Genomic DNA, 25,044 nt, shown 5'->3' with positions numbered 1-25,044 from the left:
GAAAACTTTGCCGATCCTACACCGGGTGCCGCGCGAATCCATCGGGTGATCGGTCTTCGATCGTATCTATGAGGATCTTCATCGCAGGGCGTTCGCGCAATGTCGGATCGGCATGCCTGCCGAACAGCAGACCCACATCACGGCTGAACGGAAAATCGACCAGTCGGGGACGAACGACACCGGGCGCCGTGAAGCAATCGGGCATCACCGTCATGCCTAGCCCCGCACGCACAAGCCTGAGCGCCCGATCGTCGCTGGTGACCCTGGCCGGAAAGAAAGGCCGCACCCCGCGGGCAGTGAAATAGCGGCTGGTGTCGGAGAGCAGCTCGCAATGACGGCGCACGATCATGGGTTCGCCGGCCAGCTCCGCACCCTCGATCACGTCCCGGTGGGCGAGGGGGTGGCTCGCCGCCATCGCCAGCGCATAGCCTTCGCTGAACAGGCGTTCGGCCGCGAAGCGCGCGTCGTCGCGAATCAGCGTAAGCGCCGCATCGAGGCTGCCGCGGGCGAGCCTTTCGGTGAGATCGCGTTCACGCGCTTCGATCAGTTCGACGCGCTCGCCGCCGCCATTGTCGCGCAACCGCGCAGCATAGGCCTCGATCCACGACGCCGGGATTGAGGACAGGATGCCGAGCCGAGTAGTCGCCGGCGCTGCCGCCTCCTGCACTGCGCGCTCGGCGGCAGCGAACTCGGCTTCGATGCGGCGAGCGTGGCCGGCGAGATGGACGCCGGCGTCGGTCAGCTCGACCCTGCGGTTGGTGCGGATGAACAGTGGCCGGCCCAGCAGCGTTTCAAGCTTGGCTATCCCCGCGGACAGGCTAGGCTGCGTAACGTTGCAATAGATAGCGGCCTTGGAGAAATTGCCCTGGTCGACGATCGCCAGGAAGTAACGCAGCAGATAGCGGTCGATCATAGTTTACATCTATGATGTTACCACGTCTCTTTCAATTTTTCTTATAGTGCCTTCTGGCGTATCGCAGCTCCAAAGTTTCGGAGAGCAGGCATGGCAGATTTCGATTTTGGGCTGGGCGAGATGGCAGACACCATTCGCGAAACCACGTCGCGCTTTGCGGCCGATCGCATCGCGCCGCTTGCCGCGAAGATCGACGCGGAAGACTGGTTTCCTGTCGAACTTTGGCCGGAGATGGGTGCGCTCGGCCTGCATGGCATCACTGTGGGCCAGGCCGACGGCGGGCTTGGCCTGGGCTATCTCGAGCATGTCGTGGCACAGGAGGAGGTCGCCCGCGCCTCGGCCTCGATCGGCCTCAGCTATGGCGCCCACTCCAATCTTTGCGTGAACCAGATCCGCCGCTGGGCGACACCCGAACAAAAGGCGCGCTACCTGCCCCGGCTGATTTCGGGCGAACATGTCGGCAGCCTCGCCATGTCCGAAGCAGGCGCGGGATCCGACGTCGTTTCGATGAAGCTGAAGGCGGAGAAGAAAGGCGATCGCTACATCCTCAACGGCACCAAGTTCTGGATCACCAACGCGACCTATGCCGACACCCTCGTGGTCTATGCCAAGACCGGCAACGACGGCGACAAGCCATCGCGCGCGATCACCACCTTCATCATCGAGAAAGGCATGAAGGGCTTCTCCATCGGGCAGAAGATCGACAAGGTCGGCATGCGCGGTTCGCCCACCGCCGAGCTGGTGTTCGAGGACTGCGAGGTTCCGGAAGAGAATGTCATGGGTCCGCCGGGTGGCGGGGTCGGCGTGCTGATGTCCGGGCTCGATTATGAGCGCACGGTGCTCGCCGGCATCCAGCTTGGCATCATGCAGGCGTGCCTGGACACGGTTCTGCCCTATGTCCGCGAACGCAAGCAGTTCGGCCAGCCGATCGGCGCGTTCCAACTGATGCAGGCCAAGATCGCCGACATGTATGTCGCGCTCAATTCGGCGCGCGCCTATGTCTATGCCGTTGCGAAGTCCTGTGACGCCGGTCGCACCAGCCGCTTCGATGCGGCCGGCGCGATCCTGCTCGCCAGCGAAAATGCGGTGAAGGTCGCGCTCGAGGCGGTGCAGGCGCTGGGCGGCGCGGGCTATACGAAGGATTGGCCCGTGGAGCGCTATATGCGCGACGCCAAGCTGCTCGACATCGGCGCGGGGACGAATGAAATCCGGCGCATGCTGATCGGTCGGGAACTGATCGGGGGTGCCGCGTGATTGCTTTGGCATGTGAGCGTCATCCCAGCGAAGGCTGGGATCTCGGTCGGCAAGGACGCGCTCTTACTTCACGAGATACCAGCCTTCGCTGGCATGACGGGCTGCTTGAATGACCAGACTCACCACGCTCGTCGACCCCGCCTCCGAGGCCTTCGCCGCAAACGCTGCGCATAATCTTGCGCTGGCGGAAGAACTTCGCGCCAAGGTTGCCGCCGCCGCCCTCGGCGGGTCCGCGCAGCATCGCGAACGGCACGTCGCGCGTGGCAAGCTGCTGCCGCGCGACCGCATCCACCGCCTGCTCGACCCGGGCTCGCCATTTCTCGAAATCGGCCAGCTTGCCGCCAACGGCATGTATGACAAAGAGGGCGGACCACCAGGCGCGGGCGTGATCGCCGGAATTGGCCGCGTCCACGGCCGTGAATGCATGATCGTCGCCAACGACCCGACGGTGAAGGGTGGTGCCTATTTTCCGACGACGGTGAAGAAGCATCTTCGCGCCCAGGAGATCGCCCGGGAGAACCGGCTGCCCTGCATCTATCTGGTCGACAGCGGCGGCGCCAATCTGCCCCACCAGGCCGAGGTGTTCCCGGATCGCGATCATTTCGGGCGGATTTTCTTCAATCAGGCGCAGATGTCGGCAGAGGGCATCCCCCAGATCGCGTGCGTCATGGGCAGTTGCACCGCAGGCGGCGCCTATGTCCCGGCAATGTCGGACGAAACCGTGATCGTGCGCAACCAGGGTACGATCTTCCTTGCCGGCCCACCATTGGTAAAGGCGGCGACCGGCGAGATCATCTCGGCCGAGGAACTCGGCGGTGCTGAAACCCACGGTCGCAAATCCGGCGTGGTCGATCATGTCGCCGAGAATGACGAGCACGCGCTGCTGATCGTGCGCGACATCGTCGCGACGCTGCAGCCGCCCTCTCCCGCCGTCGTCAACCGCGCCGAGCCGCGGCCGCCCCGCCATGACCCAGCGGAGCTCTACGGCATCGTGCCCTCCGACGTCCGTGCGCCGTATGACGTCCATGAGGTGATCGCGCGGATCGTCGACGGATCGGAACTGCACGAATTCAAGCCGCTCTACGGCACGACGCTGGTCTGCGGCTTCGCCCACATCTGGGGGATGCCGGTGGCAATCCTCGCGAATAACGGGGTGCTGTTTTCCGAGAGCGCCTTGAAGGGCGCGCATTTCATCGAACTGGCCTGTCAGCGGCGCGTGCCGCTGTTGTTCCTGCAGAATATCTCCGGCTTCATGGTCGGCGGCAGATATGAAGCCGAAGGCATCGCCAAGAACGGCGCGAAGCTGGTGACAGCGGTCGCGACCGCCTCGGTTCCCAAGATCACCGTGCTGATCGGCGGCAGCTTCGGCGCGGGCAATTACGGCATGTGCGGGCGCGCCTATCAGCCGCGCTTCCTGTTCAGCTGGCCCAACAGCCGGATCAGCGTAATGGGCGGCGAACAGGCGGCTTCCGTGTTGGCGACGGTGCACCGCGATGCGGAGCGCTGGACCCCCGAGGAGGCCGAGGCCTTCAAGGCGCCGATCCGCCAGAAATATGAGGATGAGGGCAATCCCTACTATGCCACGGCGCGGCTATGGGATGATGGGATCATCGATCCGGCCCAGACACGCGACGTCCTTGGCCTCGCCTTCGCCGCCACGCTGAACGCGCCGATTCCGGAGCGGGCGACGTTCGGCCTGTTCAGGATGTGATGATGGCTACAGCCTTCCCGATGTTCGAATCTCCCAGCCTATTCCGTCACCCCAGCGAAGGCTGGCATGACGACACAGAGAACAAGGCTGCCGTATGATCCGCTCGCTCCTCATCGCTAATCGCGGCGAGATCGCGCGGCGGATCATCCGCACCGCGCGCAAGCTGGGCATCCGCACCATCGCGGTGCACTCGGATGTCGATGCGACCATGCCGTTCGTGCGGGAAGCGGACGAAGCGGTCTGCATCGGCCCGGCGCCGGCGCGCGAATCCTATCTGGTGCAGGAGAAGATTCTTGCAGCCGCTAGGGCCACCGGCGCCGTAGCGATCCACCCGGGCTATGGCTTCCTCTCGGAGAACGCCGAGTTCGCTGAGGCGGTCCAGGCGGCGGGGCTCGTGTGGGTCGGCGCGTCTCCGGCGTCGATCCGCGCAATGGGATTGAAGGACGCCGCCAAGGCACTGATGATCGCCGCGGGCGTGCCGGTGACGCCCGGCTATATGGGCGACGACCAGAGCCCTGCGCACCTTCAGGCCCAGGCCGACATGATCGGGTATCCGGTGCTCATCAAGGCGGTGGCCGGCGGCGGCGGCAAGGGCATGCGCAAGGTCGACGCTGCGCAGCAGTTTGCCGACGCGCTGCTCTCGTGCCAGCGCGAAGCCGCCGCCTCTTTCGGCGACGATCGCGTGTTGATCGAGAAATATATCCTCGGACCGCGTCACATCGAGGTGCAGGTGTTCGGCGACAGCCATGGCAACCTCGTCCATCTGTTCGAACGCGACTGCTCGCTCCAGCGCCGCCACCAGAAGGTGATCGAGGAAGCCCCTGCCCCGGGCATGGACGAGGCCACCCGCGCGGCAGTCTGCGACGCGGCAGTGAAGGCGGCGAAGGCTGTCGACTATATCGGCGCGGGCACGATCGAGTTCATCGCCGATGCTTCCGAAGGCCTTCGTGCCGATCGTATCTGGTTCATGGAGATGAACACCCGGCTGCAGGTCGAGCACCCCGTCACCGAAGCGATCACCGGGCAGGACCTCGTCGAATGGCAGCTGCGCGTCGCGAGCGGCGAGCCCCTGCCGAAGCGCCAGCAGGAGCTGTCGATCGACGGCTGGGCCATGGAGGCGCGGCTTTACGCTGAAAACCCGTCAAATGGTTTCCTGCCCTCGACCGGGAAGCTCGACCGGCTGAAGCTGCCCCGCGGAATCCGCGTCGACAGCGGCGTCGAGGAAGGCGGCGAAGTTTCGGCTTTCTACGATCCGATGATCGCCAAGCTGATCGTGGCAGCGCCGAGCCGCCCCGCGGCGGCGGCCAAGCTGGCGGCGGCGGCGCGGCAGGTGGAGGTGTGGCCTGTTCGCACCAATGCTGCCTTTCTCGCCCGCGCCGCGTCCGACCCCGACTTCGTCGCAGGCCACATCGACACGGGTTTCATCGAACGCCATGCCGACCGGCTGGTGCCGGCGGCGGGACCGGCCGCTGCGGTCCGGCAGGCCGCAGCGCGCGCGCTACTGCCGACAACCGGTGACGTCTGGAGCGCACTTTCGGGCTTCCGGCCCAATGCCGCGCCCGACCGGAGGGTTGAAGTCGAGATCGCCGGCCACGCCTATCTGGTCGATATCGATGACGGCCCGCTCCGCGCGCGCAACAGTCTGGTCGACGGCGAGCGGCTGTTGTTCCTTGATGGCGAGGCCTGGCCGTTCGAGACGCCTCGCGCCGATCATGCGGTTGGCGGCGGTGCCGTCTCCGATGGAAGCCTGCTGGCGCCGATGCCCGGCAAGGTGATCGCGATCGAAGTCAGCCAGGGCGCGACGGTGACCAAGGGTCAGAAGCTGCTGGTGCTCGAAGCGATGAAGATGGAGCAGGCGATGCTAGCTCCCTTCGACGGTGTCGTGGCGGAACTCAGGGCCAGCGTCGGGGGGCAAGTGTCCGAAGGCATGATGCTGGTGCGGGTGGAGAAGCCCGAGGAATAAGCACGACCGCGCACCAAGTGCAGGGGCCATTGCTAATCGGACCGATGGCGTCCCGACCAGTGGCATAGCTGTTCTGTCAATGTGCGGGTCCGCTGGACTGCTCGCCTCAGCCGGCTCAGCGCTGCAAGGCGATCTTCGGAACTCAACGATGGCGCGGCCTCGTAGCCGGAGCTCCGCCGCGCGGCGGGAGCAGAATGCACTGGATCAGCCAAGGCTTCTCCAGTGATTTTTCGACCCTTAACTCGCCCTACCTTCGATTGCAGGGCTCGCTTCCCAATCTTATGGGCGTCAATATGGGATGGGTTGCAGCTTGCCATTCGAGACCTCCCCCACGGTGGTGCTGTGTGGTAGCAGACTTTCTGACTGATACTAATCTCATTTATAGTTGTCTTGGCGTCTAGGCTTTGGACGTGGGGAGTGATTCCTCAAGCTTGGGGCGATGATACCGTCGCGCTCACCGCGGGGCTGGTGAATGCCATAACTGGAGCCTGGAGCGGGCGAAGGGAATCGAACCCTCCTAGCTAGCTTGGAAGGCTAGAGCATTACCACTATGCTACGCCCGCGCCGGAGGCCGGCCTGATAGCCGAAAGCGGACCCGCTCGACAACTGCTTTAATGGACGAGCGAACCCCAGGCCGCGGCGCTCAACGCCAGGCAGGCTCCGGTCGCCGAGGCGGCCATCAGGCCACGACCGGCAAAGGCAAGGATTGGGGCGTCGGGACGCTGCTCGCGGCGGTTGCGCCCGAGGCATGCCAGCGTAAACGACACCAGGAAACCATAGACCAGAGCAAAGAAAGCAAACACCTGAACCCCCAAAAACTACGCTGCAGCGCAACAAACATGTGCCGATGAGTCGGTCAAGCAGCTGTGCCGAAACATGGCAAAGGATGTTCCATGGCTTTCGGCCAGCCGTTGTATATTCCGGATATTGCGAATCTGGAACGACTGTACGCGCGTTGCATCCGGCGACCTCAACTCAATCGCCGCATCCTGTTCGGCGGGATCTGACGATCGCCTCGGTCGGAATGGCGCCTTCGACGGGATTCGGGAGTGAGTTGCCAAATACCGCTCCGGAAAGGATAAGGAGGACCGGGCCGGGGCGGCTCCAAGGCGGCCGGCGAGCCGCTCGCTTGCAGCGACAGGAGAGGTTTCGAACGCGGGGTGAGACCGACATGAACCACAATGCGCCTGGCCCCCATATGCCGAGCGGCCCGCTCCATCCGATCGCCGAACGGGTCGCAGGCTTTTACGCCCAGGATCCGCTGTGGCAAGGCCTCACCGCCCGCCCTGCCGCACAGACCCGCGCGGCGATCGAGGCAGCCGCGCAGGCGCTGGCGCTGGAGACCGAGGTTGAGCCGGTAGACCATGTCGAGGAACTGGTGGTGTCGGTCGGCGACAGCCAGATCGGCGCGAAGCTCTATCGCCCGTTCGCAACGGCTCGGGGACTCGTCGTGTGGGTCCATGGCGGCGGTTTCGTGCTGGGCAGTTCCGATCGATGCGACAGCTTTTCCCGGCGCCTTGCCAACCGGAGCGGCTGCGCGATCGTGTCGCTCGATTATCGGCTCGCTCCAGAGCATCCATTCCCGACACCGGTCAACGATGTGCTGACCGCCACCCATTGGCTGGCCAATCGCCGGGTAGCGATGGCCGGAGCAGAGGTGCCGCTGATCCTGGCGGGCGACAGCGCCGGCGGCAATCTGGCGGCGGTGGTCACGCGCAAGATGGTCGAGGCCGGGAATTGCCCGCTGGCCGCCCAGATCTTGGTCTACCCCTGCACCGATGACAGCGACGCGGCTTCGCTACGCCGCTTTGTGCCGCCGTTCCTGAATCGGGCTGAGATCGCCTGGTTCTACGACCAATATGACCCGGGACGCACCGCGCGCAACCACCCTGACTTTGCACCCCTGCTCGCCTCCCGCCTGGCGGGGCTGCCGCCGGCGCTGATCATCACCGCCGAACACGACATATTGACCGAGCAGGCGGAGCATTATGGGCGCCGCATGGCCGCAGCGGGCGTCGACGTCCGGACAAGTCGCTATGCCGGCATGATCCACGGTTTCGCGACGATGGACGTCTTCTTCGATGGCGTGGCAGGAGAGGCGATAGACGAGATGTCGACGTTCATCAGCGAACAGCTGACGCAACGATAATCCGTCAGAACCCGAGCAGGCGGTGGCTCTCAGCGCCGCCTGTAACGGAAATACCAGACCTCGTGGCCCTTGCTGCGCGCCTTCGCCTCATATCGGGTCTCGGGCCAGTCGTCGGGGCGGATCAGGAAGTCGGCGGGGCGTTCGCCGAGCCATTCGAAATCTGGCGACTGGCCCATCACCATCATCGCCCAGCGGACATAGACCGGGTGATCCGTGCCGAAGCGGAACTCGCCGCCCGGCTTCATCTTGCGCGCGATCAGGCCGATCGGCCCGGCATTCATGAAGCGGCGCTTGGCGTGGCGCCCCTTGGGCCAGGGATCGGGATGCAGCAGCCACGCCCGCTCGAGGGATGCGTCGGGCAGGCGTTCGAGCACGTCGATAGCATCGCCCATGTGGAGGCGGATATTGTCGAGATCCAGCTCGTCGACCTTCACCAGCGCGCCGACCACCCCGTCCAGAAAGGGTTCGCAGCCGATGAAGCCATGATCCGGCCGCTGCGCCGCCTGCCATGCCATATGCTCGCCCTTGCCGAAGCCGATCTCCAGCTCGAGCGGGCGCCCGTCGCCGAACAGCGCTGCCGCATCAAGATCGCCCGTACCGGGAACGGATATCTCGGGCAGCAGCCGCTCGACCAGCTCGGACTGGCCGGGGCGCAGCTTGTGGCCTTGCCGCCGGCCATAGAGGCGGCGGATCGAAAGCGGATCATTCATCGCGGCGGCTGATCTCATAGACGGCGGCTGGGGGGAGGTTGCGCAACGTGCTCGACAGCCGCCGCGCCTTGAGCCCGAGCCGTTCGAGCACGGGCCGGCGGATCGGACTGATCGGGCTGTAAGTGAACTGGAAGAAGCGGCCGCCCGGGCGCATCAGATCGAAGCAGCCGCGCATGATCATCATCTGCTGCCGCGCGCTCATGTTGAGGATCGGCAAGCCCGACACCGTGGCGCCCGCGAGATCATCGTCGAGCAGCGCTCGGTGCCGCCTTACCCTAGCCGCGTCGCCCCGCAGCACCGTCGCCTGCGGAAAGCGGCTGGCGAGCAGGCGCGCGAAATCGGCCTCATATTCGATCAGGATGAGGTCGGACTGGCACAGCCCGCGCGCAAGCAACGCCTTGGTAAACACGCCGGTGCCGGGTCCCAGTTCGATCACCGGCGCCATGCCGGGCTTGATCTCGGCGGTGATGAGCCGGGCGAGCGAAGCGCCCGAAGGGGCGACCGCCGCGATGCCGAGCGGATCCTTCGCCCAAGCGCGCAGGAACGCTGCCAGATCAGACATGGGCTTGTTCCCCGTGGGCCATCGCGGATCCCTAGCCGGAGAGGCGCTCATAACGCCAGCGCTTTGCGCATGGCCATCGAAGATCCTGCAGACCGAGGTGTCGATCGATCGCTTAGATCTGGAGCCGATCAAGACCGCCACTCGCACGGCTGAGCAAGAGGCCGTATGTCAACTCGGCCAACACCGTCACCTCAGCGTTTCGACTGTGCAGGCCACGCCCAGGACGAATTCAGCCTAAGCCGGGGCCGGGATGACGGGGAATTCCAGTGATCAGGCCAGTGCCGCCTTCAGCTTGTCGGCGAGGTCGGTCTTCTCCCAGGGGAAGAAGTCGCCCTCGGCCTTGCGGCCGAAATGGCCATAGGCGGCGGTCTTCGCGTAGATCGGCTTGTTGAGACCGAGATGAGTGCGGATGCCGCGCGGGGTGAGGCCGCCCAGTTCCTTGATGCCGGTGATCGCACGCTCGATGGCGGCATCGGTGACGCCATCGGCACAGGTTCCGTGGGTGTCGACATAGAGCGATAGCGGCTCCGACACGCCGATCGCATAAGCGAGCTGAATCGTGCAGCGCCGCGCAAGGCCGGCGGCGACGATATTCTTCGCCAGGTAGCGGGTGATATAGGCGGCCGAGCGATCGACCTTGGTCGGATCCTTGCCGCTGAAGGCGCCGCCGCCATGCGGGGCGGCACCGCCATAGGTGTCGACGATGATCTTGCGGCCGGTGAGGCCAGCGTCGCCATCGGGGCCGCCGATCTCGAAGCTGCCGGTTGGATTGATGTGATAGACGGTTTCGCTCGAAAGCAGCTCGGCGGGCAGGATATCGGCGACCACCGTCTTCACATATGCCTTGAGTTCGGCCTCGTTGGCGCCCTCGTCATAGCCCTTGCCATGCTGGGTCGACACCACGATCGCAGTGGCCGCGACCGGCTTGCCATTCTCGAAGCGCAGGGTGACCTGGCTCTTGGCATCCGGTTCGAGGAAGGGGGCCGCGCCCGAATGACGATCGGCCGCCATCTGCTCGAGGATCTTATGGCTGTAATAGAGCGTCGCCGGCATCAGGTCGGGCGTCTCGTCGCAGGCGAAGCCGAACATGATGCCCTGGTCGCCCGCACCCTCGTCCTTGTTGCCGCTGGCGTCGACGCCCTGCGCGATGTGGGCCGACTGGGCGTGGAGGTTGTTGTGGAAGGCGAAGCTCTGCCAGTGAAAGCCGTCCTGCTCATAGCCGATCCGCTTGACTGTCTGGCGCACCGCCTGCTCGATCTCGTCCTGCGCGCCGGGCGCCCAGGCGCCGTCTTCGTAAACGCCCTTACAGCGGATCTCGCCCGCCAGCACGACCAGCTGGGTTGTCGTCAGCGTCTCGCAGGCGATCCGCGCCTCGGGATCCTTCGACAGGAACAGGTCGACGATCGCGTCGGAGATCTGATCGGCGACCTTGTCGGGGTGACCCTCGGAAACGCTTTCGGAGGTGAAGAGATAGTTGCTGCGCATTGGTGCTGACCGACCCTCTGATATGATCGCCACCCGATAGGGGCGAAACGGACATAAGGATATAAAGACTTCGTTATATGTTGCTTAGCGCGGCTTCGTCGCGATGGCAATTCCGCCTGCGATCAGCAGAAGCGCGAACAGCATCGGCAGCAGGTTGCCGAACCGTGCGAAAGGCGTCGCTGCGTGCGGCGCCGGCAAGGCCGTTCGGATCACGCCCGCCTTGCGCCAGGGAAGGCTGTCGAGAAGCCGCCCATCAGCATCGATCACCGCCGATATGCCGGTCGGCGTAGAGCGGATGATCGGCATCCCCTCCTCCGCCGCGCGCAGCCGCGCCTGGGCCAGGTGCTGCGGCGGACCCCAACGGCCGAACCAGGCGTCGTTGGACGGGTTGAAGAGGAAATCCGGCCGATTGGCGGCGTCCACCACCTGACCCGAGAAGATGATCTCGTAGCAGATCTGGACGCCGACGCTACCGAAGCCAGGCACGGCCAGGCTCGCCGGCCCCGGCCCCGGCCAGAAATCGACGTCCCCCGGCACCAGCCGCGACAGCCCGATCGCCGACAATATCGGACGGGCCGGCAGATATTCGCCATAGGGCACAAGGTGGGCCTTGTCGTAGCGGCCGATGATATCCCCTTTGGCGTTCAGGCCGAACAGGCTGTTGCGCGCGCCGGCCATATCGCCCGCCCTGTTGAAGATCAGTGCGTCGCCGCCGAGCAGGATCACGTCCTGGGGCCCCAGCAGCGCGGCGATGCGCGCCCTCGCCTCGGGCTCGAATTCGAGGAAATCGGCGGTCGCCGCCTCCGGCCAGAGCACCAGTCGCGGCGGGGCCCCGGGCACGGCCTTTCCGGTCAGCTGGCTCAGCCGCTCGAAATTGGCTTGCTGGAGCCTGGGATCCCATTTCTCGTTCTGGTTGATGTTGGGCTGGACCACTACGATACGCGGCGCTGCGCGCGGCGGGGACGGCCGCAGCATCCACGCCGACAGGATCTGGGCAAGCATCGCCACCAGCAACGCCCAGCCGACTCGCTGCCAGCGCAGCCGCTTGGTGCCCGGCAGAATCGCCAGCAGCCAGATACCCGACAGCAGGATCATGAAGCCTGACAGGCCGTAGGTGCCGACGAGCCGGGTCAGGCCCATCCACGCCGGCTCGGCGCTGCCGGGTGCGACCATGATGGCCGCGAGTGGATTCCAGGCGAAACCCGTGAACACAATGCTGCGCAGATATTCGGAGACGATCCAGCTACCGGCGAACAGCGGAATGAACGCATAGGGACTGGGCTCCGGCACCGGCGGCGCGACCGACGGACTCTCCATCCCCGCGGGGACGAGCCCCTTGAGCTTCCTGCGGCGGGCAGCTTCCTGTGCGCGATGGCGGCGCAATGCGAGGAGGAGAGGCAGCCGGTGAAGCGCGCTCGCGAGAACCGCCGCCAGCAGCGGGAAGACGGCGAGGTAAAGCGCGAGCAGGAACACTGCCACCCACCCCAGCCAGTGGGGCATCGACTGCTGGAATGTGAAGGCGGTCGCGATCCAGTTGTTGCCGAAGGTGAAATGACCCACGCCGAAACACCAGCCGATCAGGGCAGCGCTGCGGATTCGCGGTGCTTTGAGCAATTGCCACATCAGCCCGGCGAAGCAGAGCAGCGTCGCTAGCCACCAGTTGAGCGGCGCAAAGCCCAGCGCAGAGGCAAGCCCCAGGCCGAAAGCGATCGCAGGAGTTTTGAACGAGGTCAGTTTCGGCATCAGCGGCTTTTATCGTTGAAGTGCGCCCCCCATATCGCGTCGGCGGGGCCGGCGGGAAGGCGGCGCGTGGCACATCCGCAATAAAAATCGCGCGGGGGAATGCTTGACAGTTTTCGGGCAGCCCCACATATGGCCGCTAGCACTCAACACGGGTGAGTGCTAAAAATTTCCAACCGACAGATTCGGTCGCGGGCACAAACCCGCTGCGGCCGGAAAATGTAAGGAAAGGGTGAAGCACATGAGTTTCCGTCCGCTGCACGATCGCGTGCTCGTTCGCCGCGTCGAAGCCGAGGAAAAGACTGCCGGCGGGATCATCATCCCCGACAGCGCCAAGGAAAAGCCCCAGGAGGGCGAGGTCGTCGCGGTCGGCGGTGGCGCCAAGGCCGATGATGGCAAGATCACTCCGCTCGACGTCAAGGCCGGCGACAAGATCCTGTTCGGCAAATGGTCGGGCACCGAGGTCAAGATCGACGGTGAAGACCTGCTGATCATGAAAGAGTCGGACATTCTGGGCATCGTCGGCTGAAGCCGACCGCCGGGAAGACTCTGCTGAACGACACATAATCCGTCATTCCGGCACATGCTGGAAACTCCCTTTTCGGGGACGGAAGGAACCGAGGTCCCAGCTTTCGCTGGGATGACGCGATAGAGAGAAGGAACACACATCATGGCAGCGAAAGACGTCAAGTTTTCGCGCGACGCTCGTGAGCGCATTCTGCGCGGCGTCGACATCCTCGCCGACGCGGTAAAGGTCACGCTGGGGCCGAAGGGCCGCAACGTCGTGATCGACAAGTCGTTCGGCGCGCCCCGCATCACCAAGGACGGCGTCACCGTCGCCAAGGAAATCGAACTCAAGGACAAGTTCGAGAACATGGGCGCCCAGATGGTCCGCGAAGTCGCTTCGAAGACCAACGATGTCGCCGGCGACGGCACCACCACCGCCACCGTGCTCGCCCAGGCGATCGTGCGTGAAGGCATGAAGTCGGTCGCGGCCGGCATGAACCCGATGGACCTGAAGCGCGGCATCGATCTCGCCGTCATCAAGGTCGTCGAGGACCTCAAGGCCCGTTCGAAGCCGGTTGCCGGCACCAACGAAGTCGCCCAGGTCGGCATCATCTCGGCCAATGGCGACACCGTCGTCGGTCAGAAGATCGCAGAAGCGATGGAGCGCGTCGGCAAGGAAGGCGTGATCACCGTCGAGGAAGCCAAGGGTCTCGATTTCGAGCTCGACGTTGTCGAGGGCATGCAGTTCGACCGCGGCTATCTGTCGCCTTACTTCATCACCAATCCCGAGAAGATGGTGGTCGAGCTCAACGATCCGTACATCCTGATCCACGAGAAGAAGCTGTCGAACCTGCAGTCGATGCTGCCGATCCTCGAAGCCGTGGTGCAGTCGGGCCGTCCGCTCCTCATCATCGCAGAGGACATCGAGGGCGAGGCTCTGGCCACGCTCGTCGTCAACAAGCTGCGCGGCGGCCTCAAGGTCGCAGCCGTCAAGGCGCCTGGCTTCGGTGATCGTCGCAAGGCGATGCTCGAGGACATCGCGATCCTGACCAACGGCGAGATGATCTCGGAAGATCTCGGCATTAAGCTCGAGAGCGTCACGATCGGCATGCTCGGTACCGCCAAGCGCGTCACCATCGACAAGGACAACACCACCATCGTCGATGGCGCCGGTGCGTCCGATGCGATCAAGGGCCGCGTCGAAGCGATCCGTCGCCAGATCGAGAACACCACCAGCGACTATGACAAGGAGAAGCTCCAGGAGCGTCTTGCCAAGCTTGCCGGCGGCGTCGCCGTGATCAAGGTCGGCGGTTCGACCGAAGTTGAGGTCAAGGAGCGCAAGGATCGCGTCGACGATGCGCTGCACGCGACCCGCGCGGCTGTCGAAGAGGGCATCGTGCCCGGCGGCGGCACGGCTCTGCTCTATGCCACCAAGGCGCTCGAGGGCCTGAAGGGCATCAACGACGACCAGACCCGCGGCATCGACATCATCCGCAAGGCGATCCAGGCTCCGGTGCGCCAGATCGCGCAGAATGCAGGCTTCGACGGTGCCGTCGTCGCAGGCAACCTGCTGCGCGAGAATGATGAGACCAAGGGCTTCAACGCCTCGACCGACGTCTACGAGAACCTCGTCGCCGCCGGCGTGATCGACCCGACCAAGGTCGTTCGCACCGCGCTGCAGGACGCGGCCTCGGTCGCCGGTCTGCTCATCACCACCGAAGCGACGATCGCGGAGCTGCCCGAGGACAAGTCCCCGGCCGGCATGCCCGGCGGCGGCATGGGTGGCATGGGCGGCATGGGCGGCATGGACTTCTAAGTCCCCGCTACCTGTTCGAACAAGGAGGGCCTGGCGAGCGATCGCCGGGCCCTTTCCTGTTTACATGCTGGCTGGTGGCCCCGGCCCCTTCAGCGCTTCACCGCCCGAGCGGGCGGCATCGCATTGCAGATATCGATTGCTCCCGCAGGGCGGATGAAGAAGTCGTCCTTGCGATTCGCCCGCGCGGCCAGCCATTGCCCGAAGCTCGGCCCGTCGCTGCGCATCACTTCGTAGCTGGGACGATCGGCGGCGGGCATGTCAGCCGCCAGCCGCGCTGCCTTGATCGCGGGCCGCGCCACCCCCGCCCTATAGACCCCGAGCGCCTCGGTGCCGCGCGGTAGCGCAGCGAGCGCGTCCATGCCCGACAGCGCCCGCCCTACCAGCGCGATGTTGCGATCGAGATGGCGCGGCCCGTGGCCGATCACCGCGTAGAGCTCGGCGCCGGTCCCGGTATCGGGCGCAAGATTGCGGCCGACCCCCACCATGCCATAGCAATGAGTCAGCCAGGCAAGCCGGCCATCGCTCGCGGCCGTCCAGCCGCCGGCATGGCCGGTCTGCACCGCATAGGCGTCGCGATAGCCCATCGGCCGGAAAGCGAGCCCCGCCGACGGACGTTCATATTCCGCGGGGGGATTGGTGACGATGCCCGCCGGCATGGCCTTCTTCTCGGTCACGTCGCCCCACTGGGTGACATAATTGTCCTGGACCCGGTTGATCGTGATCCCATTGAACCAGCCGGCTCGGGTCAGCGCCTTGATATTGGCGATATGCACCGGCGCAAAGGCTGGCGCGAGCGCGATGACGACGCGCTGTCCGCTATCGAGATCGAGCACCAGCAGATCCTCGGCGGGCACTGCCGCCCAAGCCGCCGCTGGCGCCTGCGCCACGATCTCGCTCGGAGTCGGCGCCCTCGGCGGCGCGGCGCCGATCGTCAGCAAAGGAGACAGCAGCAGGGCGGCTCGCAAGTGAGATTTCATAGCAGAATGATGGCACGCCCGCATGCCTTGCGAAACCCGGTGCCACCCGCTAGGGAGCCTCCCTTCCAGCGAAGGTGCGGAGCGGTGGCCGAGTGGTCGAAGGCGCTCGCCTGGAAAGTGAGTATACGCCAAAAGCGTATCGAGGGTTCGAATCCCTCCCGCTCCGCCAGCGGCCCCTCCGCAGGGAGCCGCAGAAGTCCACCGGTATCGACTTTCCGTCCTGAAATCTGTCACTTAGCAGACCGGCTCGGCCTCGGCCATCCGTACCCGTTCGCGCCCATCCGGCGAGTCGGAGGTACGAAAACGTGGCACGCGCGGTCGGAAAACGTGGTACTTCCAGGAGACCGACATTGCTGCCTGATGTGAAGGTTAGCGCCGCCAAGCCGCGCGCCAAACCCTTTAAACTTACCGATGCCAACCGCCTCTCCCGGCTCGTTACCCCCAGTGGCGGCAAGCTTCGGCGTTGGAACTACGATTACGACAGCAAGCAGAAGAGCATGGCCTTCGGCGCCTTGCGGTGTATGAGAGAAGCCCCCCCACGATGCGAGAAAAGTAAGTGGCTCTATATTCAAACTGTGCGGTTATGGCGCGGGAGGCGAGCTGATGCCCCCGAGTCAGCAGCCGGAAAACACGCCGCGCGGCGCGGAGCCGCAACCTCCGACGGCGCGAGTATCTGCAAAGGAGGCGATTATCGCAACGGCAGAGCGGCTCTGGGGTGCGCAAGGCATAAATGGTGCTTCCCTACGCGAAATCACCATTGCTGCCGGCTCGGCCAACAATTCTTCCATTGGCTACCATTTTGGCGACAAGCACGGCCTGATTGACGCAATCTTCAGGGCGCGTTTACCCGCGCTCGAACAGCGACGTCAGATACTAATTGACGCTGCTAAGGCGGAGGGAAAGTTTGACGATCCGCAGACCTTATTGCGGATGATATTCAAGCCAGTCTTCGACGAAGTAGACCAGCACGGCCGTCACAGCTTTGCTGCCTTTCTTCGCGCGGTCAATCGTTTTCCACAATGGGACTACAAAGCGGGGACCGAGGAGCTCGCGCCCACCGCCTTTCTTATCCTGAACATCCTGAGGGAAAAGGCCAGCAGCCTGCCGCAGAGCTTGTTCGACATTCGGTACAGGCTGATCAACGAGATCTGCTGCGGAGCCATAACGGTTCAGGAGGAGTATCAGCCCGACACGGGCGCCGACCCGATCCTCGCGACCAAGATATTCGAAGATGCGCTGAGCGCGTCGGCCCATCTTTTGTTGCGAGATGGATGACGTGAAGGTGAGAGTCCAAAATCCGGCCTCAAAGGAATGTCAAATAACTCGGCTAGGACGATAGCCCCATGTCCTTGATTTAATTGGACAACCTCTATCGATAATTTCGGCTGAGATTTTCGTGGATGCCGCCATGCGCCTGACCACCTTCAACATTCGGTCACCCCGATTGACTCATTGGGTCAACCATCTTAGACACAGTCCTAAGACATGTATCCCACAAAGGCGTGCTAGAACGCGGTCAAGGGAAACAGACTTGGATAGTTCCGTCCTCCGGTACGGGCATTAGGCGAGGAAAAGAATCAAGATGAGCGAGCGACCGTTGGAAGGCAAGTGCGCCCTGGTAACTGGCGGAACGCGCGGCATCGGCAGGGCCATCGTGCTTGCGCTGGCCGCGAACGGTGCCGATGTGGCATTCAGCTATCATTCGTCACGAGCTGAAGCCAAGGCGGTTGTCGGCGAGCTGGAACGGCTGGGCGTGCGCGGCAAGGCCATCCAGTCGGATCAGGCGGACCCGGCCGCGGCGCAACAGCTCGTGGATGCGGTCATCGAAACCTTCGGTCGGCTCGATATATTGGTGAATAATGCCGGCATCGCGCATTTGGGACGCCTTGGCGAAGGACATGATTATACGGCGCTCGATCGCGTCTGGGCGGTCAACACGCTGGGCGTGGTCGCGACCATCCGGGCGGTCGCGCATGTCATGGCGGACGAGGGGCGCATCATCACCATCGGTTCAGCCAGCGGCAGCCGCTCCGGCATGCCGACGGCGGCCGACTATTGCGGCAGCAAGGCGGCGATCGCGGGCTATACCCGTGGAGCGGCGCATGATCTCGCCCCGCGCAAAATCACGGTCAACATCATCGAATCGGGTATGATGAGCACCGAAATGGCGCATGGCATGCCCGAAGCCGACAAGGTGCGGATCACGGCGGGCATCCCGCTCCAGCGGTTCGGCGAACTCGATGAAATGACTGGCCTGATCAATTTCCTCGCCAGCCCCGCCGCGGCTTATATCACTGGCGCGACATTGGCGATCGACGGCGGCTTTTCCGCCTGACGCGCCGGGCAACCGCGACCAGACAGAAGCGGGACACATGGACCCCGGCTAGGGAACCGAGCAGCTTCACGCGCTGGCGGACACCATGCGACCGTGGACTAGATGCTATGTTCGCTCAAACTATTTCGGCGAATTATCCACACAGCGAGAGGATTATTATGCGGGGATTACGCGATAAGGTTGCAATCATAACGGGAGCGGCTTCACCGATAGGAATGGGCTTTGCCACGGCGACCAGACTTGCTGAGGAAGGCGCACGCGTTGTCTTGACCGACATCAATCATGCCGGCGTAGTGGAGAGGGCCAGTGAACTGCAGCGCGCCGGCCATCGGGCTGTTGGGCTGGCGCACGACGCCACTGATGAAGCTGCATGGGAAGAAGTGCTCCGGGCTACGAAGGCTGAATTTGGATCGCTGGACATCGTGGTGAATAATGCCGCAATAACTACGCTCAACCGCATTGTAGACATGCCGTTAAATGATTGGCGCCGCGTAATGGACGTCAATAGCAGCATTACCTTTTTGGGTTGCAGGATCGCGGCGCGCGAAATGCAGGCGGCGGGCAAGGGCGGAGCGATTGTGAACGTATGCTCGACCGCCTCCCTCACGGGCGGCGAAACTGCTGGAGCATATTGTGCAAGCAAAGCTGCGGTTCAGATGCTGACCAAGGTGCTTGCTCTCGAAACGGCAAAATATGGCATCAGGGTCAATTCAGTGCATCCCGGGTACACAGCCACGGAGATGCTGAGCGGCGCGATGGACGACGGAAATTTTGCAGAGGTGGTGGCAGGCGTGCCGGCCGGACGGCTTGGAAAGCCATCCGAAATGGCTGCGGCAATAGCATTTCTGGCTTCCGAGGACGCTACTTATTGTAATGGCAGTTCGCTATTCGTTGATGGCGGTCTGACCTCGCAGTGAGGTGCCGCTCACGCCCTCTTGCTGTCAGCCGGTCACATAGGGATCATTCGGAATTTTCTCGCGGCGAGGCGGTCGATCATTTGGCCGTGATCGCCCTTTTAAAACGTTGACCGAGCTCGGCGCCAGCTCTGGCCCCCAGAATTAGGGTATCGCGGCATCATCATACTGACATTAGGAGTTTACCGAATGCCTAGTCTTACATTCGATGAAATGGAGGAATTCCTCAAGGAATATAAAGTCGCACATGTCGCCACGCTTTCCGCTGACGGCTCCCCTTATGTTGTTCCGGCGAGCTTCCTTTACACCGGCTCCGCGATCCTGCTGACGCCCCGCGGGAAATCCGCCTGGTACGAGAATCTACAGCGCGATCCCCGCGTGAGCGTTGCCATCGATGAAATCAACGCCCCGTTCCGCCGTTTCAATATTTCGAACGTCAAGGCCGAAGTGCTCTACGAGCCGGGCCGTGAGACGGAATGGGTCCACATCAAGCGGCAGGTAGAGATCAAGGGGATGAGCGAAGAGGCTGCCGACCGGTATCTCGAAGCAGTCGAGAAAATCCCCTATGCGCTGTATTCGATCCCGTTCGAATATCCATCGCCATCGGTGCTGACCTGGAGGGTCGCCATCAGCGGAAATGATCTTACCGGTCTAATGTCGACGCGTTATGGTACGATCACCAACCCCGAATCGAAACTTAGCGGGTTTGAAGGATTCAAAAACAAATAAGACGCGCATCGCCTATTTCGAGGCCCCGTAGTGTAGGCCGGATTTTGCATACAGGCACGCCCCAGTATAAATCGCTAGAGTGTACAGGATCGGAGCCTGCTGGCCCGTCAGCATCAGAACGCCGGCCGAAGTGGCGGCTGCCATTGAGGCCGGAGCAAGCTGTCGAGCTGCTTGGTACGCGCAACTCAATATACCTCCAACCGAGCAGATTGACCTGACCTATACTTTCGCGATGATCGGAGGGTAACAATTCCTCATAGATCCTCGATCGATATAGGTCAGCAGCGCGGCCGAGTTCGCGGTTATCGTGGTTGAACCCCACCGGGATTGGGCTGGCTTCGCAAATGCGGGAAGCTTCCACTGGCGGAAGCCCCGCACCAGCTACGGCGGTTGCCCACGTGAACTCCCGCCGGCCAATAACCACCTTCACTTGGACGGCAGCAGTAATCAACCCGCAAGGTGTGCCCGTGATGAAGCCGCCGCTTCGAAGAACCGATGATTTTGGCCGAATGCCGAAGTCATGGATCCTCGCCCCTCCCCCGTCACGTATATTTCGATCCCAGAATAACGCCCAGTTGACTCATTGGGAAGGCTGTCTTAAACAGGGTTATAAGACATGTTTCCCACATCCATCTGCTAGACGCGCTTGAGGGAAACAGACCTAGACACTTCCGCCCTGCGATACGGGCATTAGGCGAGGAGAGGAATTCTGAGGATCACCAGATAGTGCGAGATCCTTCATAGAGGCTACCGCTCCGAAGGTCAGCCGATCAGACCTGTGAACGGCATGGGCCACTATCATGAAACCTACGAGAAAGGCGATGATAACTGGCTCATCAAGATATTGAGACTGACTAGAACGCCGGTCCGCGCACGCTGAACCGAGATCGCGTCTTGTCCAAGGCGAGTTTCCCATCTCCGGCGACGGCACGCTCGATAGTAGCAAATCATTCCATACCAATAAATCAGAAAACAAAGGAGAGGATTTTATGAAGAAGTTGGGACCAGTCGCGCTCGCTCTTGGCGGGCTGCTTGCTTCGACGAGCTACGCACAGACCCCAGCCGGCGCGCCGCCGGGCACGTCAGCCGCGGAGGACGCGGCCAGCAATAGCACTACCGAGATCATCGTCACTGCCCAGCGCAGGTCGGAAAAGTTGCAGGACACGCCGCTCGCGATAACGGCCGTGACGGCCGCCACCACCCAGAGACTCGGCCTGACCAAGGCCGTCGACATCGCCGCAATTACCCCCGGGGCGAGTTTCAGTGTCTATTCCGGCTTCTTTACAGCCAATATTCGCGGGCTTGGTGTGCCTTTCGTGACGGTGGGCCTCGAGGCGCCGGTCGCGGTTTATGAAGACGGCGCGTATCTGCCGCGGACCCTTGTTGCGAACGAAATTCTCGATAATTTCGACATCAGCAGCATCCAGGTGCTGCGCGGCCCCCAGGGCACGCTGTACGGTCGCAATGCGACGGGCGGCGTAATCATTGTCAACAGCGCCAATCCTACGGACAAACTCGAAGGGCGGATTCGGGGAGAGTTCGGCAACCTCGAGCATCGCCAGATAAACGGGATGATCAACATGCCGCTGGCCCAGGATCTTGCCTTGCGTGTCACCGGTGGCTTCAAACATAATGATGGCTACATCCACAACCTGACCACAGGCAAAGACAACGGTTGGGAACGAAATTACAACGTAAGGGCGAAGCTGCGCTGGCATCCCGGAAACGCCGACATCGTTCTCGGGGGGCAGTATTACGATATCCGAAATACCTTGCCTGAAACACAGTCTTTGTCGCCCGATCACTCGACTTGCTATGCCTGCATCCTCGTGCCCGGCATTGTTCGTCCCTCAGTCGGCTTCTACGACCAGGAAATTCAGATATATCATCCGCCTACGCATACCAAGGCCTACGGCGCTGACCTCAAGATGAATTTCGACTTCGACACGTTCGAGTTGTCGAGCACCACGACATTCCGCCATCAGAAGACAGTCAATGGCTCTGTCGACAATGATTGGACGCCATTGCCCCTGTTCGATTACGTCGGAGCGGACAACGGGGGCACGACATATACGCAGGACCTCCAGGTCACCTCGAAGCTGGACGGGCCTTTTGACTATCTGTTCGGTTTGAGCTACCTGAACGACAAGAGCCATTCCAGAAATGCATTTATAGGGCTGGCGTTTGGGGGCGACCTGAACCCGGACACTGCACCAGGCTTCGAGAACATCTCGACAACAAGGTCCTACGCTGCGTATCTGGAAGGTTATTACAAGATCACCGACGCACTCAAGGTAACGCTCGGCGGGCGCTATACCTATGAGAAGCGCGCGAACGTCGGCACGGTCAACGATGGATTCGCCCCTTTCGTGCCGCCTTTCGGGCCCACCGGCTTCACCTTCCGTTTGAGTACCGCGCAGCGTGCGTTCACGCCGCGTTTCGTGCTGGCCTGGGATAACGGGCCGACCAATCTCTACTACAGTTTCACCCGCGGCTTCAAAGCGGGCGGGTATCCGGGATCGCTTACGGGGCCGGTTGACCCGGTCAAGCCTGAAAAGATCTCCAGTCACGAGGTCGGAATCAAGCAATCGATGCTGGACAACCGGCTGCGCCTGAACGTTGCCGCGTTTTATTATAAGAACAGGGACCAGCAAAGTCAGACCATCGATGTTCGAACGGGCGGGACCATCACGTCGAACGCAGGTGCTGTCGAAAACTATGGCGTTGAGGCTGAGGCGCAGATTGTTCCTTTGGACGGGCTGAACATCGGGATCAGCGGCGGCTGGCAACATGCACGGTACAAGCCGTTCAGGAACGCTGCGGGACTCAGTTGCTTCGATCCCACGGGCATGTCGAATCCTTTTGCGCCAGGCGCGACGCTATATGCGTGCCCGCCGCTCGATCTTACCGGCACGACGCCACCGATGGCGCCCGAGTGGTCAGGCTCGTTCAGCGCAGGTTATGAATTCGCCATCGCATCGTGGACTGCATCGCTTTCAGCCCTTGGACAGTATCGCTCCTCGGTCAACTTCTACCCCGGCGCGGGCGGGCCTCTGAGGCACGATCGGGACAATGGCCGCTTCCTCGCGAATGCGTCGGGCTATGTTAGCCCTCCCGGGAAAAGCCTCCGCATCGGCTTCTACGTCAACAACCTGTTCGACAAGAAATACGTCACATCCCGGCAGACCCTCCAGCCTTTTGGCACAAATTATAATGCTGGAATGCCGCGCACATATGGCCTGCGTGCAGAGTATACGTTCTAAAGACTGCACTACGACCACTCGCCACCGAACCTGTGGATACCTGTAGCTCTGGGTATCCACAGCGGCGTGAGGGCGAGCTGATGATGTCGCGCCCATTCAAGAAGGAAATCTGGAATGGACGGGAGAACTTGGGAAATCACGGAAATCTGGTGGAAAATTGCCGCCTACTATCTGGTCAACCGTAATTTTTATTCACCGATCTTCGGCGTTGGCGCAGCATGCCATCGGCTTTTCTCCTGTTTATCTGTCAAGCCCCTAGCGATACGAATTAAGGAGGGTGTGAGGTTATGATATCCCCACCAACTTTCGCAGACCCGGTAGTTCAGAAATGTCCGTTTCCGCTATACGACAAGCTTCGAGACGATCAGCCGGTCTTCCATGACCCGGAAACGGGACATTACGTCCTCACCCGCTACGAAGATGTCCGAAGGACGTTGCTAAACCCCGCGATTTTTAGCAATCGCACGGGGTTTCTCGGCGACCGCTGGACTCCGGAAGCCAATAATCTTTTCGAGAAAGAGGGCTGGCTGCCCATGGACACGCTCGTGTCCAACGACCAGCCCGAACATCGTACCTATCGCACGCTGGTCGACAAGGTCTTCACACCTTCCAAGGTCATGGCGTTGGAGCCGCGGATTGTCGAGATTATCGGCGAACTAATCGATCGTTTCGTCCATCGCGACGAAATCGACCTCCTTGAAGATTTTGCGGTGCCGCTGCCCATGTATGTTATCGCCGAGCAGCTGGGCGTGCGTCGTGAAGATCGCGCAAAGTTCAAGCGCTGGTCGGATGTGGCGGTCGAGACGACGGGACCCGTCACCCCGGAGCGGCAGATGGACCTGGCGCGGTCGCTGGTCGAGATGCAACAATATATGGCGCACGAAATAGATCGCGTTCGCACCACGCCCGACGACATGCTGCTCAGCCGGCTGGCGAATCTGGACACCGACGGGCGAAAGCTCGATGATCGTGAACTGCAGAGCCTGATCCTCCAGATTCTCGTCGCCGGCAATGAGACGACGACGACGACGCTGGCGTCGGGCATGCGAATCATGATCGAGCGTCCCGACGTGGCGGAATCGGTCCGGGCCGAGCCAGCCCTGGCGAAGATGCTGGCCGAGGAAGCGCTACGCACGGCCACGCCGTTGCAATGCCTGTGGCGAAAGGTTCTGGAAGATGTCCAGATCGGCGATACCGCGATCCCCGCTGGATCGATCGTAGAGGTTCGTTTTGGAGCGGCCAATCGCGATCCGGCCCAGTTCGGCTGCCCCGCCGACGTGGATTTGCGACGGACGAACGCCAACAGCCATCTGGCGTTCGGTGCAGGCATCCATCTGTGTATCGGCAATCAGCTTGCGCGCGGCGAACTCCGGTTGGCTTTCCAGGCGCTTACCGAGCGCATGACCAACTTCCGGTTTAACCGTGGCGATGACAGTCGTGTTCCGCTGGAAGGGTATACGCCCTATGGACTGAAGCAGCTGTGGATGTCGTTTGACCCTCGATAGGGCGGAATTTGGAGCCTTGCGTGACAAGGTGACTTAGCCGGAAAAGGTCGTGAGCTATCTGCTGGACGCGACAACAAAGGCTGAACGGTACACGATACTTAGGATCGACGTGCGACTTTGCTGCCAATCAGCGAATGAATGGAGAGTAGAAGATGGCCTATACCCATGTCGACAAGCCGATCCGGATTGGCAATATCGAGGTCAAGAACCGCACGTTCCGTCCCGCGCATGGCACAGGCATCGGCTGGGGTGAGATGAATGACGCGCTGGTCGCCTATCATGAGGAGCGGGCGCGCGGCGGCGTCGGCCTCATCATCAGTGAGATTGGCTCGGTTCACCCGTCGACGCCGCATAGCCTGAACATCTACAAGCCCGAGATCGAGGACGGGATGCGGATGTTCGCTTATCGCGTCAAACAGCACGGTACGCGCGTGTTTCAGCAACTCTGGCATGCGGGCGCCGCATTTGGTCGGCCCGACGGCTCGCCGCCGTGGAGCGCATCCGACATTCC

At 62.4% G+C, this 25,044-nt stretch carries 20 protein-coding genes and 2 tRNA genes; 14 read left to right on the top strand and 8 right to left on the bottom strand.

The genetic code is table 11. From position 1 onward, the window contains the following. Window positions 1-16: 16 nt before the first annotated feature. The gene (locus tag AAC645_RS17330; RefSeq protein ID WP_340317827.1) at window positions 17-913 is read right to left on the bottom strand and encodes a LysR family transcriptional regulator; all 897 of its coding nucleotides are present in this window, start codon (window positions 911-913) and stop codon (window positions 17-19) included. Window positions 914-1,003: 90 nt separating this feature from the next. Here AAC645_RS17330 and AAC645_RS17325 point away from each other — a divergent pair, with 90 nt between their 5' ends. From AAC645_RS17325 to AAC645_RS17315, 3 genes are all read left to right on the top strand, one after another. Further along, window positions 1,004-2,167 (top strand): acyl-CoA dehydrogenase family protein, encoded by a 1,164-nt coding sequence (locus AAC645_RS17325; protein ID WP_340317825.1) that lies wholly within the window; start codon window positions 1,004-1,006, stop codon window positions 2,165-2,167. 109 nt (window positions 2,168-2,276) lie between these two features. Beyond that, window positions 2,277-3,878, top strand: a complete 1,602-nt coding sequence (locus tag AAC645_RS17320) for a carboxyl transferase domain-containing protein (protein ID WP_340317823.1) — start codon at window positions 2,277-2,279, stop codon at window positions 3,876-3,878. A 94-nt stretch (window positions 3,879-3,972) separates the two neighbouring features. Beyond that, a complete protein-coding gene (locus AAC645_RS17315) occupies window positions 3,973-5,841 on the top strand; it encodes an acetyl/propionyl/methylcrotonyl-CoA carboxylase subunit alpha (RefSeq protein WP_340317821.1) in 1,869 nt (622 codons plus the stop codon). Between the two features lie 489 nt (window positions 5,842-6,330). Here AAC645_RS17315 and AAC645_RS17310 read toward each other — a convergent pair. Together AAC645_RS17310 and AAC645_RS17305 are read right to left on the bottom strand one after the other, a co-directional pair. Continuing rightward, window positions 6,331-6,404 (bottom strand) — tRNA-Gly (locus AAC645_RS17310). Window positions 6,405-6,452: 48 nt separating this feature from the next. Continuing rightward, window positions 6,453-6,644 (bottom strand): hypothetical protein, encoded by a 192-nt coding sequence (locus AAC645_RS17305; protein ID WP_340317819.1) that lies wholly within the window; start codon window positions 6,642-6,644, stop codon window positions 6,453-6,455. 368 nt (window positions 6,645-7,012) lie between these two features. Here AAC645_RS17305 and AAC645_RS17300 point away from each other — a divergent pair, with 368 nt between their 5' ends. Continuing rightward, complete coding sequence (locus AAC645_RS17300; protein WP_340317817.1) at window positions 7,013-7,990, top strand: alpha/beta hydrolase; 978 nt, start codon at window positions 7,013-7,015, stop codon at window positions 7,988-7,990. A 29-nt stretch (window positions 7,991-8,019) separates the two neighbouring features. On the opposite strand, the gene trmB is transcribed toward AAC645_RS17300, so the two are convergent. The 4 genes from trmB to lnt all read right to left on the bottom strand — a co-directional run bounded on the left by trmB (window position 8,020) and on the right by lnt (window position 12,490). After that, window positions 8,020-8,700, bottom strand: coding sequence for a tRNA (guanine(46)-N(7))-methyltransferase TrmB (gene trmB / locus AAC645_RS17295; RefSeq protein ID WP_340317815.1), 681 nt, complete (start codon window positions 8,698-8,700; stop codon window positions 8,020-8,022). Then, window positions 8,693-9,262 (bottom strand): class I SAM-dependent methyltransferase, encoded by a 570-nt coding sequence (locus AAC645_RS17290; RefSeq protein WP_340317813.1) that lies wholly within the window; start codon window positions 9,260-9,262, stop codon window positions 8,693-8,695. Before AAC645_RS17290 ends, trmB begins: the two co-directional genes overlap by 8 nt. Before the next feature lie 270 nt (window positions 9,263-9,532). Continuing rightward, on the bottom strand, window positions 9,533-10,747 hold the full coding sequence (metK, locus tag AAC645_RS17285; protein WP_340317811.1) for a methionine adenosyltransferase: 1,215 nt from the start codon (window positions 10,745-10,747) through the stop codon (window positions 9,533-9,535). A gap of 84 nt (window positions 10,748-10,831) precedes the next feature. After that, on the bottom strand, window positions 10,832-12,490 hold the full coding sequence (gene lnt / locus AAC645_RS17280; protein ID WP_340317809.1) for an apolipoprotein N-acyltransferase: 1,659 nt from the start codon (window positions 12,488-12,490) through the stop codon (window positions 10,832-10,834). A 238-nt stretch (window positions 12,491-12,728) separates the two neighbouring features. On the opposite strand from lnt, the gene groES reads away from it, so the two are divergent. Next, complete coding sequence (gene groES, locus AAC645_RS17275) at window positions 12,729-13,016, top strand: co-chaperone GroES (protein ID WP_340317808.1); 288 nt, start codon at window positions 12,729-12,731, stop codon at window positions 13,014-13,016. Between the two features lie 141 nt (window positions 13,017-13,157). Continuing rightward, window positions 13,158-14,810: a chaperonin GroEL gene (groL, locus tag AAC645_RS17270; protein WP_340317807.1), complete on the top strand. Its 1,653-nt coding sequence runs from the start codon at window positions 13,158-13,160 to the stop codon at window positions 14,808-14,810. Between the two features lie 89 nt (window positions 14,811-14,899). Here the strand turns inward: groL and AAC645_RS17265 are convergent, their stop codons facing one another. Further along, on the bottom strand, window positions 14,900-15,787 hold the full coding sequence (locus AAC645_RS17265; RefSeq protein WP_340317805.1) for a peptidylprolyl isomerase: 888 nt from the start codon (window positions 15,785-15,787) through the stop codon (window positions 14,900-14,902). A gap of 78 nt (window positions 15,788-15,865) precedes the next feature. Here AAC645_RS17265 and AAC645_RS17260 point away from each other — a divergent pair. The 8 genes from AAC645_RS17260 to AAC645_RS17225 form a co-directional block, all read left to right on the top strand. Further along, a tRNA-Ser gene (locus AAC645_RS17260) sits at window positions 15,866-15,956 on the top strand. Between the two features lie 434 nt (window positions 15,957-16,390). Beyond that, the gene (locus AAC645_RS17255) at window positions 16,391-17,062 is read left to right on the top strand and encodes a TetR/AcrR family transcriptional regulator (protein WP_340317803.1); all 672 of its coding nucleotides are present in this window, start codon (window positions 16,391-16,393) and stop codon (window positions 17,060-17,062) included. A 307-nt stretch (window positions 17,063-17,369) separates the two neighbouring features. Next, complete coding sequence (locus AAC645_RS17250; RefSeq protein ID WP_340317801.1) at window positions 17,370-18,122, top strand: SDR family NAD(P)-dependent oxidoreductase; 753 nt, start codon at window positions 17,370-17,372, stop codon at window positions 18,120-18,122. A 107-nt stretch (window positions 18,123-18,229) separates the two neighbouring features. Then, window positions 18,230-19,039, top strand: coding sequence for an SDR family NAD(P)-dependent oxidoreductase (locus tag AAC645_RS17245; protein ID WP_340317800.1), 810 nt, complete (start codon window positions 18,230-18,232; stop codon window positions 19,037-19,039). A gap of 210 nt (window positions 19,040-19,249) precedes the next feature. After that, a complete protein-coding gene (locus AAC645_RS17240) occupies window positions 19,250-19,765 on the top strand; it encodes a pyridoxamine 5'-phosphate oxidase family protein (protein WP_340317799.1) in 516 nt (171 codons plus the stop codon). A gap of 989 nt (window positions 19,766-20,754) precedes the next feature. Beyond that, window positions 20,755-23,028 carry a TonB-dependent receptor gene (locus tag AAC645_RS17235; protein ID WP_340317798.1) on the top strand — a complete coding sequence of 758 codons (2,274 nt, stop codon included), beginning with the start codon at window positions 20,755-20,757 and terminating at the stop codon, window positions 23,026-23,028. 533 nt (window positions 23,029-23,561) lie between these two features. Next, the gene (locus tag AAC645_RS17230) at window positions 23,562-24,533 is read left to right on the top strand and encodes a cytochrome P450 (protein WP_340317796.1); all 972 of its coding nucleotides are present in this window, start codon (window positions 23,562-23,564) and stop codon (window positions 24,531-24,533) included. Between the two features lie 152 nt (window positions 24,534-24,685). Next, window positions 24,686-25,044 (top strand): oxidoreductase (locus tag AAC645_RS17225; protein ID WP_459112810.1); only part of this gene is annotated, 359 nt, incomplete at its 3' end.

It is taken from the genome of Rhizorhabdus argentea, assembly GCF_037861105.1.
Taxonomy (GTDB): Bacteria; Pseudomonadota; Alphaproteobacteria; order Sphingomonadales; family Sphingomonadaceae; genus Rhizorhabdus; species Rhizorhabdus argentea.
The sequence above is the reverse complement of the archived record's forward strand: the minus strand, read 5'-3'. Positions and strand labels throughout refer to the sequence as shown.

Excerpts from the sequence above, each read along its gene's own strand:
- AAC645_RS17250 (WP_340317801.1), top strand. The coding sequence starts at position 17,370 with ATGAGCGAGCGACCGTTGGAAGGCAAGTGCGCCCTGGTAACTGGCGGA.
- AAC645_RS17255 (WP_340317803.1), top strand. The coding sequence starts at position 16,391 with ATGCCCCCGAGTCAGCAGCCGGAAAACACGCCGCGCGGCGCGGAGCCG.
- groES (WP_340317808.1), top strand. The coding sequence starts at position 12,729 with ATGAGTTTCCGTCCGCTGCACGATCGCGTGCTCGTTCGCCGCGTCGAA.
- AAC645_RS17325 (WP_340317825.1), top strand. The coding sequence starts at position 1,004 with ATGGCAGATTTCGATTTTGGGCTGGGCGAGATGGCAGACACCATTCGC.
- AAC645_RS17290 (WP_340317813.1), bottom strand. The coding sequence starts at position 9,262 with ATGTCTGATCTGGCAGCGTTCCTGCGCGCTTGGGCGAAGGATCCGCTC.
- AAC645_RS17245 (WP_340317800.1), top strand. The coding sequence starts at position 18,230 with ATGTTCGCTCAAACTATTTCGGCGAATTATCCACACAGCGAGAGGATT.
- trmB (WP_340317815.1), bottom strand. The coding sequence starts at position 8,700 with ATGAATGATCCGCTTTCGATCCGCCGCCTCTATGGCCGGCGGCAAGGC.
- metK (WP_340317811.1), bottom strand. The coding sequence starts at position 10,747 with ATGCGCAGCAACTATCTCTTCACCTCCGAAAGCGTTTCCGAGGGTCAC.
- AAC645_RS17235 (WP_340317798.1), top strand. The coding sequence starts at position 20,755 with ATGAAGAAGTTGGGACCAGTCGCGCTCGCTCTTGGCGGGCTGCTTGCT.
- AAC645_RS17330 (WP_340317827.1), bottom strand. The coding sequence starts at position 913 with ATGATCGACCGCTATCTGCTGCGTTACTTCCTGGCGATCGTCGACCAG.
- groL (WP_340317807.1), top strand. The coding sequence starts at position 13,158 with ATGGCAGCGAAAGACGTCAAGTTTTCGCGCGACGCTCGTGAGCGCATT.
- AAC645_RS17240 (WP_340317799.1), top strand. The coding sequence starts at position 19,250 with ATGGAGGAATTCCTCAAGGAATATAAAGTCGCACATGTCGCCACGCTT.
- lnt (WP_340317809.1), bottom strand. The coding sequence starts at position 12,490 with ATGCCGAAACTGACCTCGTTCAAAACTCCTGCGATCGCTTTCGGCCTG.
- AAC645_RS17230 (WP_340317796.1), top strand. The coding sequence starts at position 23,562 with ATGGACACGCTCGTGTCCAACGACCAGCCCGAACATCGTACCTATCGC.
- AAC645_RS17320 (WP_340317823.1), top strand. The coding sequence starts at position 2,277 with ATGACCAGACTCACCACGCTCGTCGACCCCGCCTCCGAGGCCTTCGCC.
- AAC645_RS17265 (WP_340317805.1), bottom strand. The coding sequence starts at position 15,787 with ATGAAATCTCACTTGCGAGCCGCCCTGCTGCTGTCTCCTTTGCTGACG.
- AAC645_RS17315 (WP_340317821.1), top strand. The coding sequence starts at position 3,973 with ATGATCCGCTCGCTCCTCATCGCTAATCGCGGCGAGATCGCGCGGCGG.
- AAC645_RS17300 (WP_340317817.1), top strand. The coding sequence starts at position 7,013 with ATGAACCACAATGCGCCTGGCCCCCATATGCCGAGCGGCCCGCTCCAT.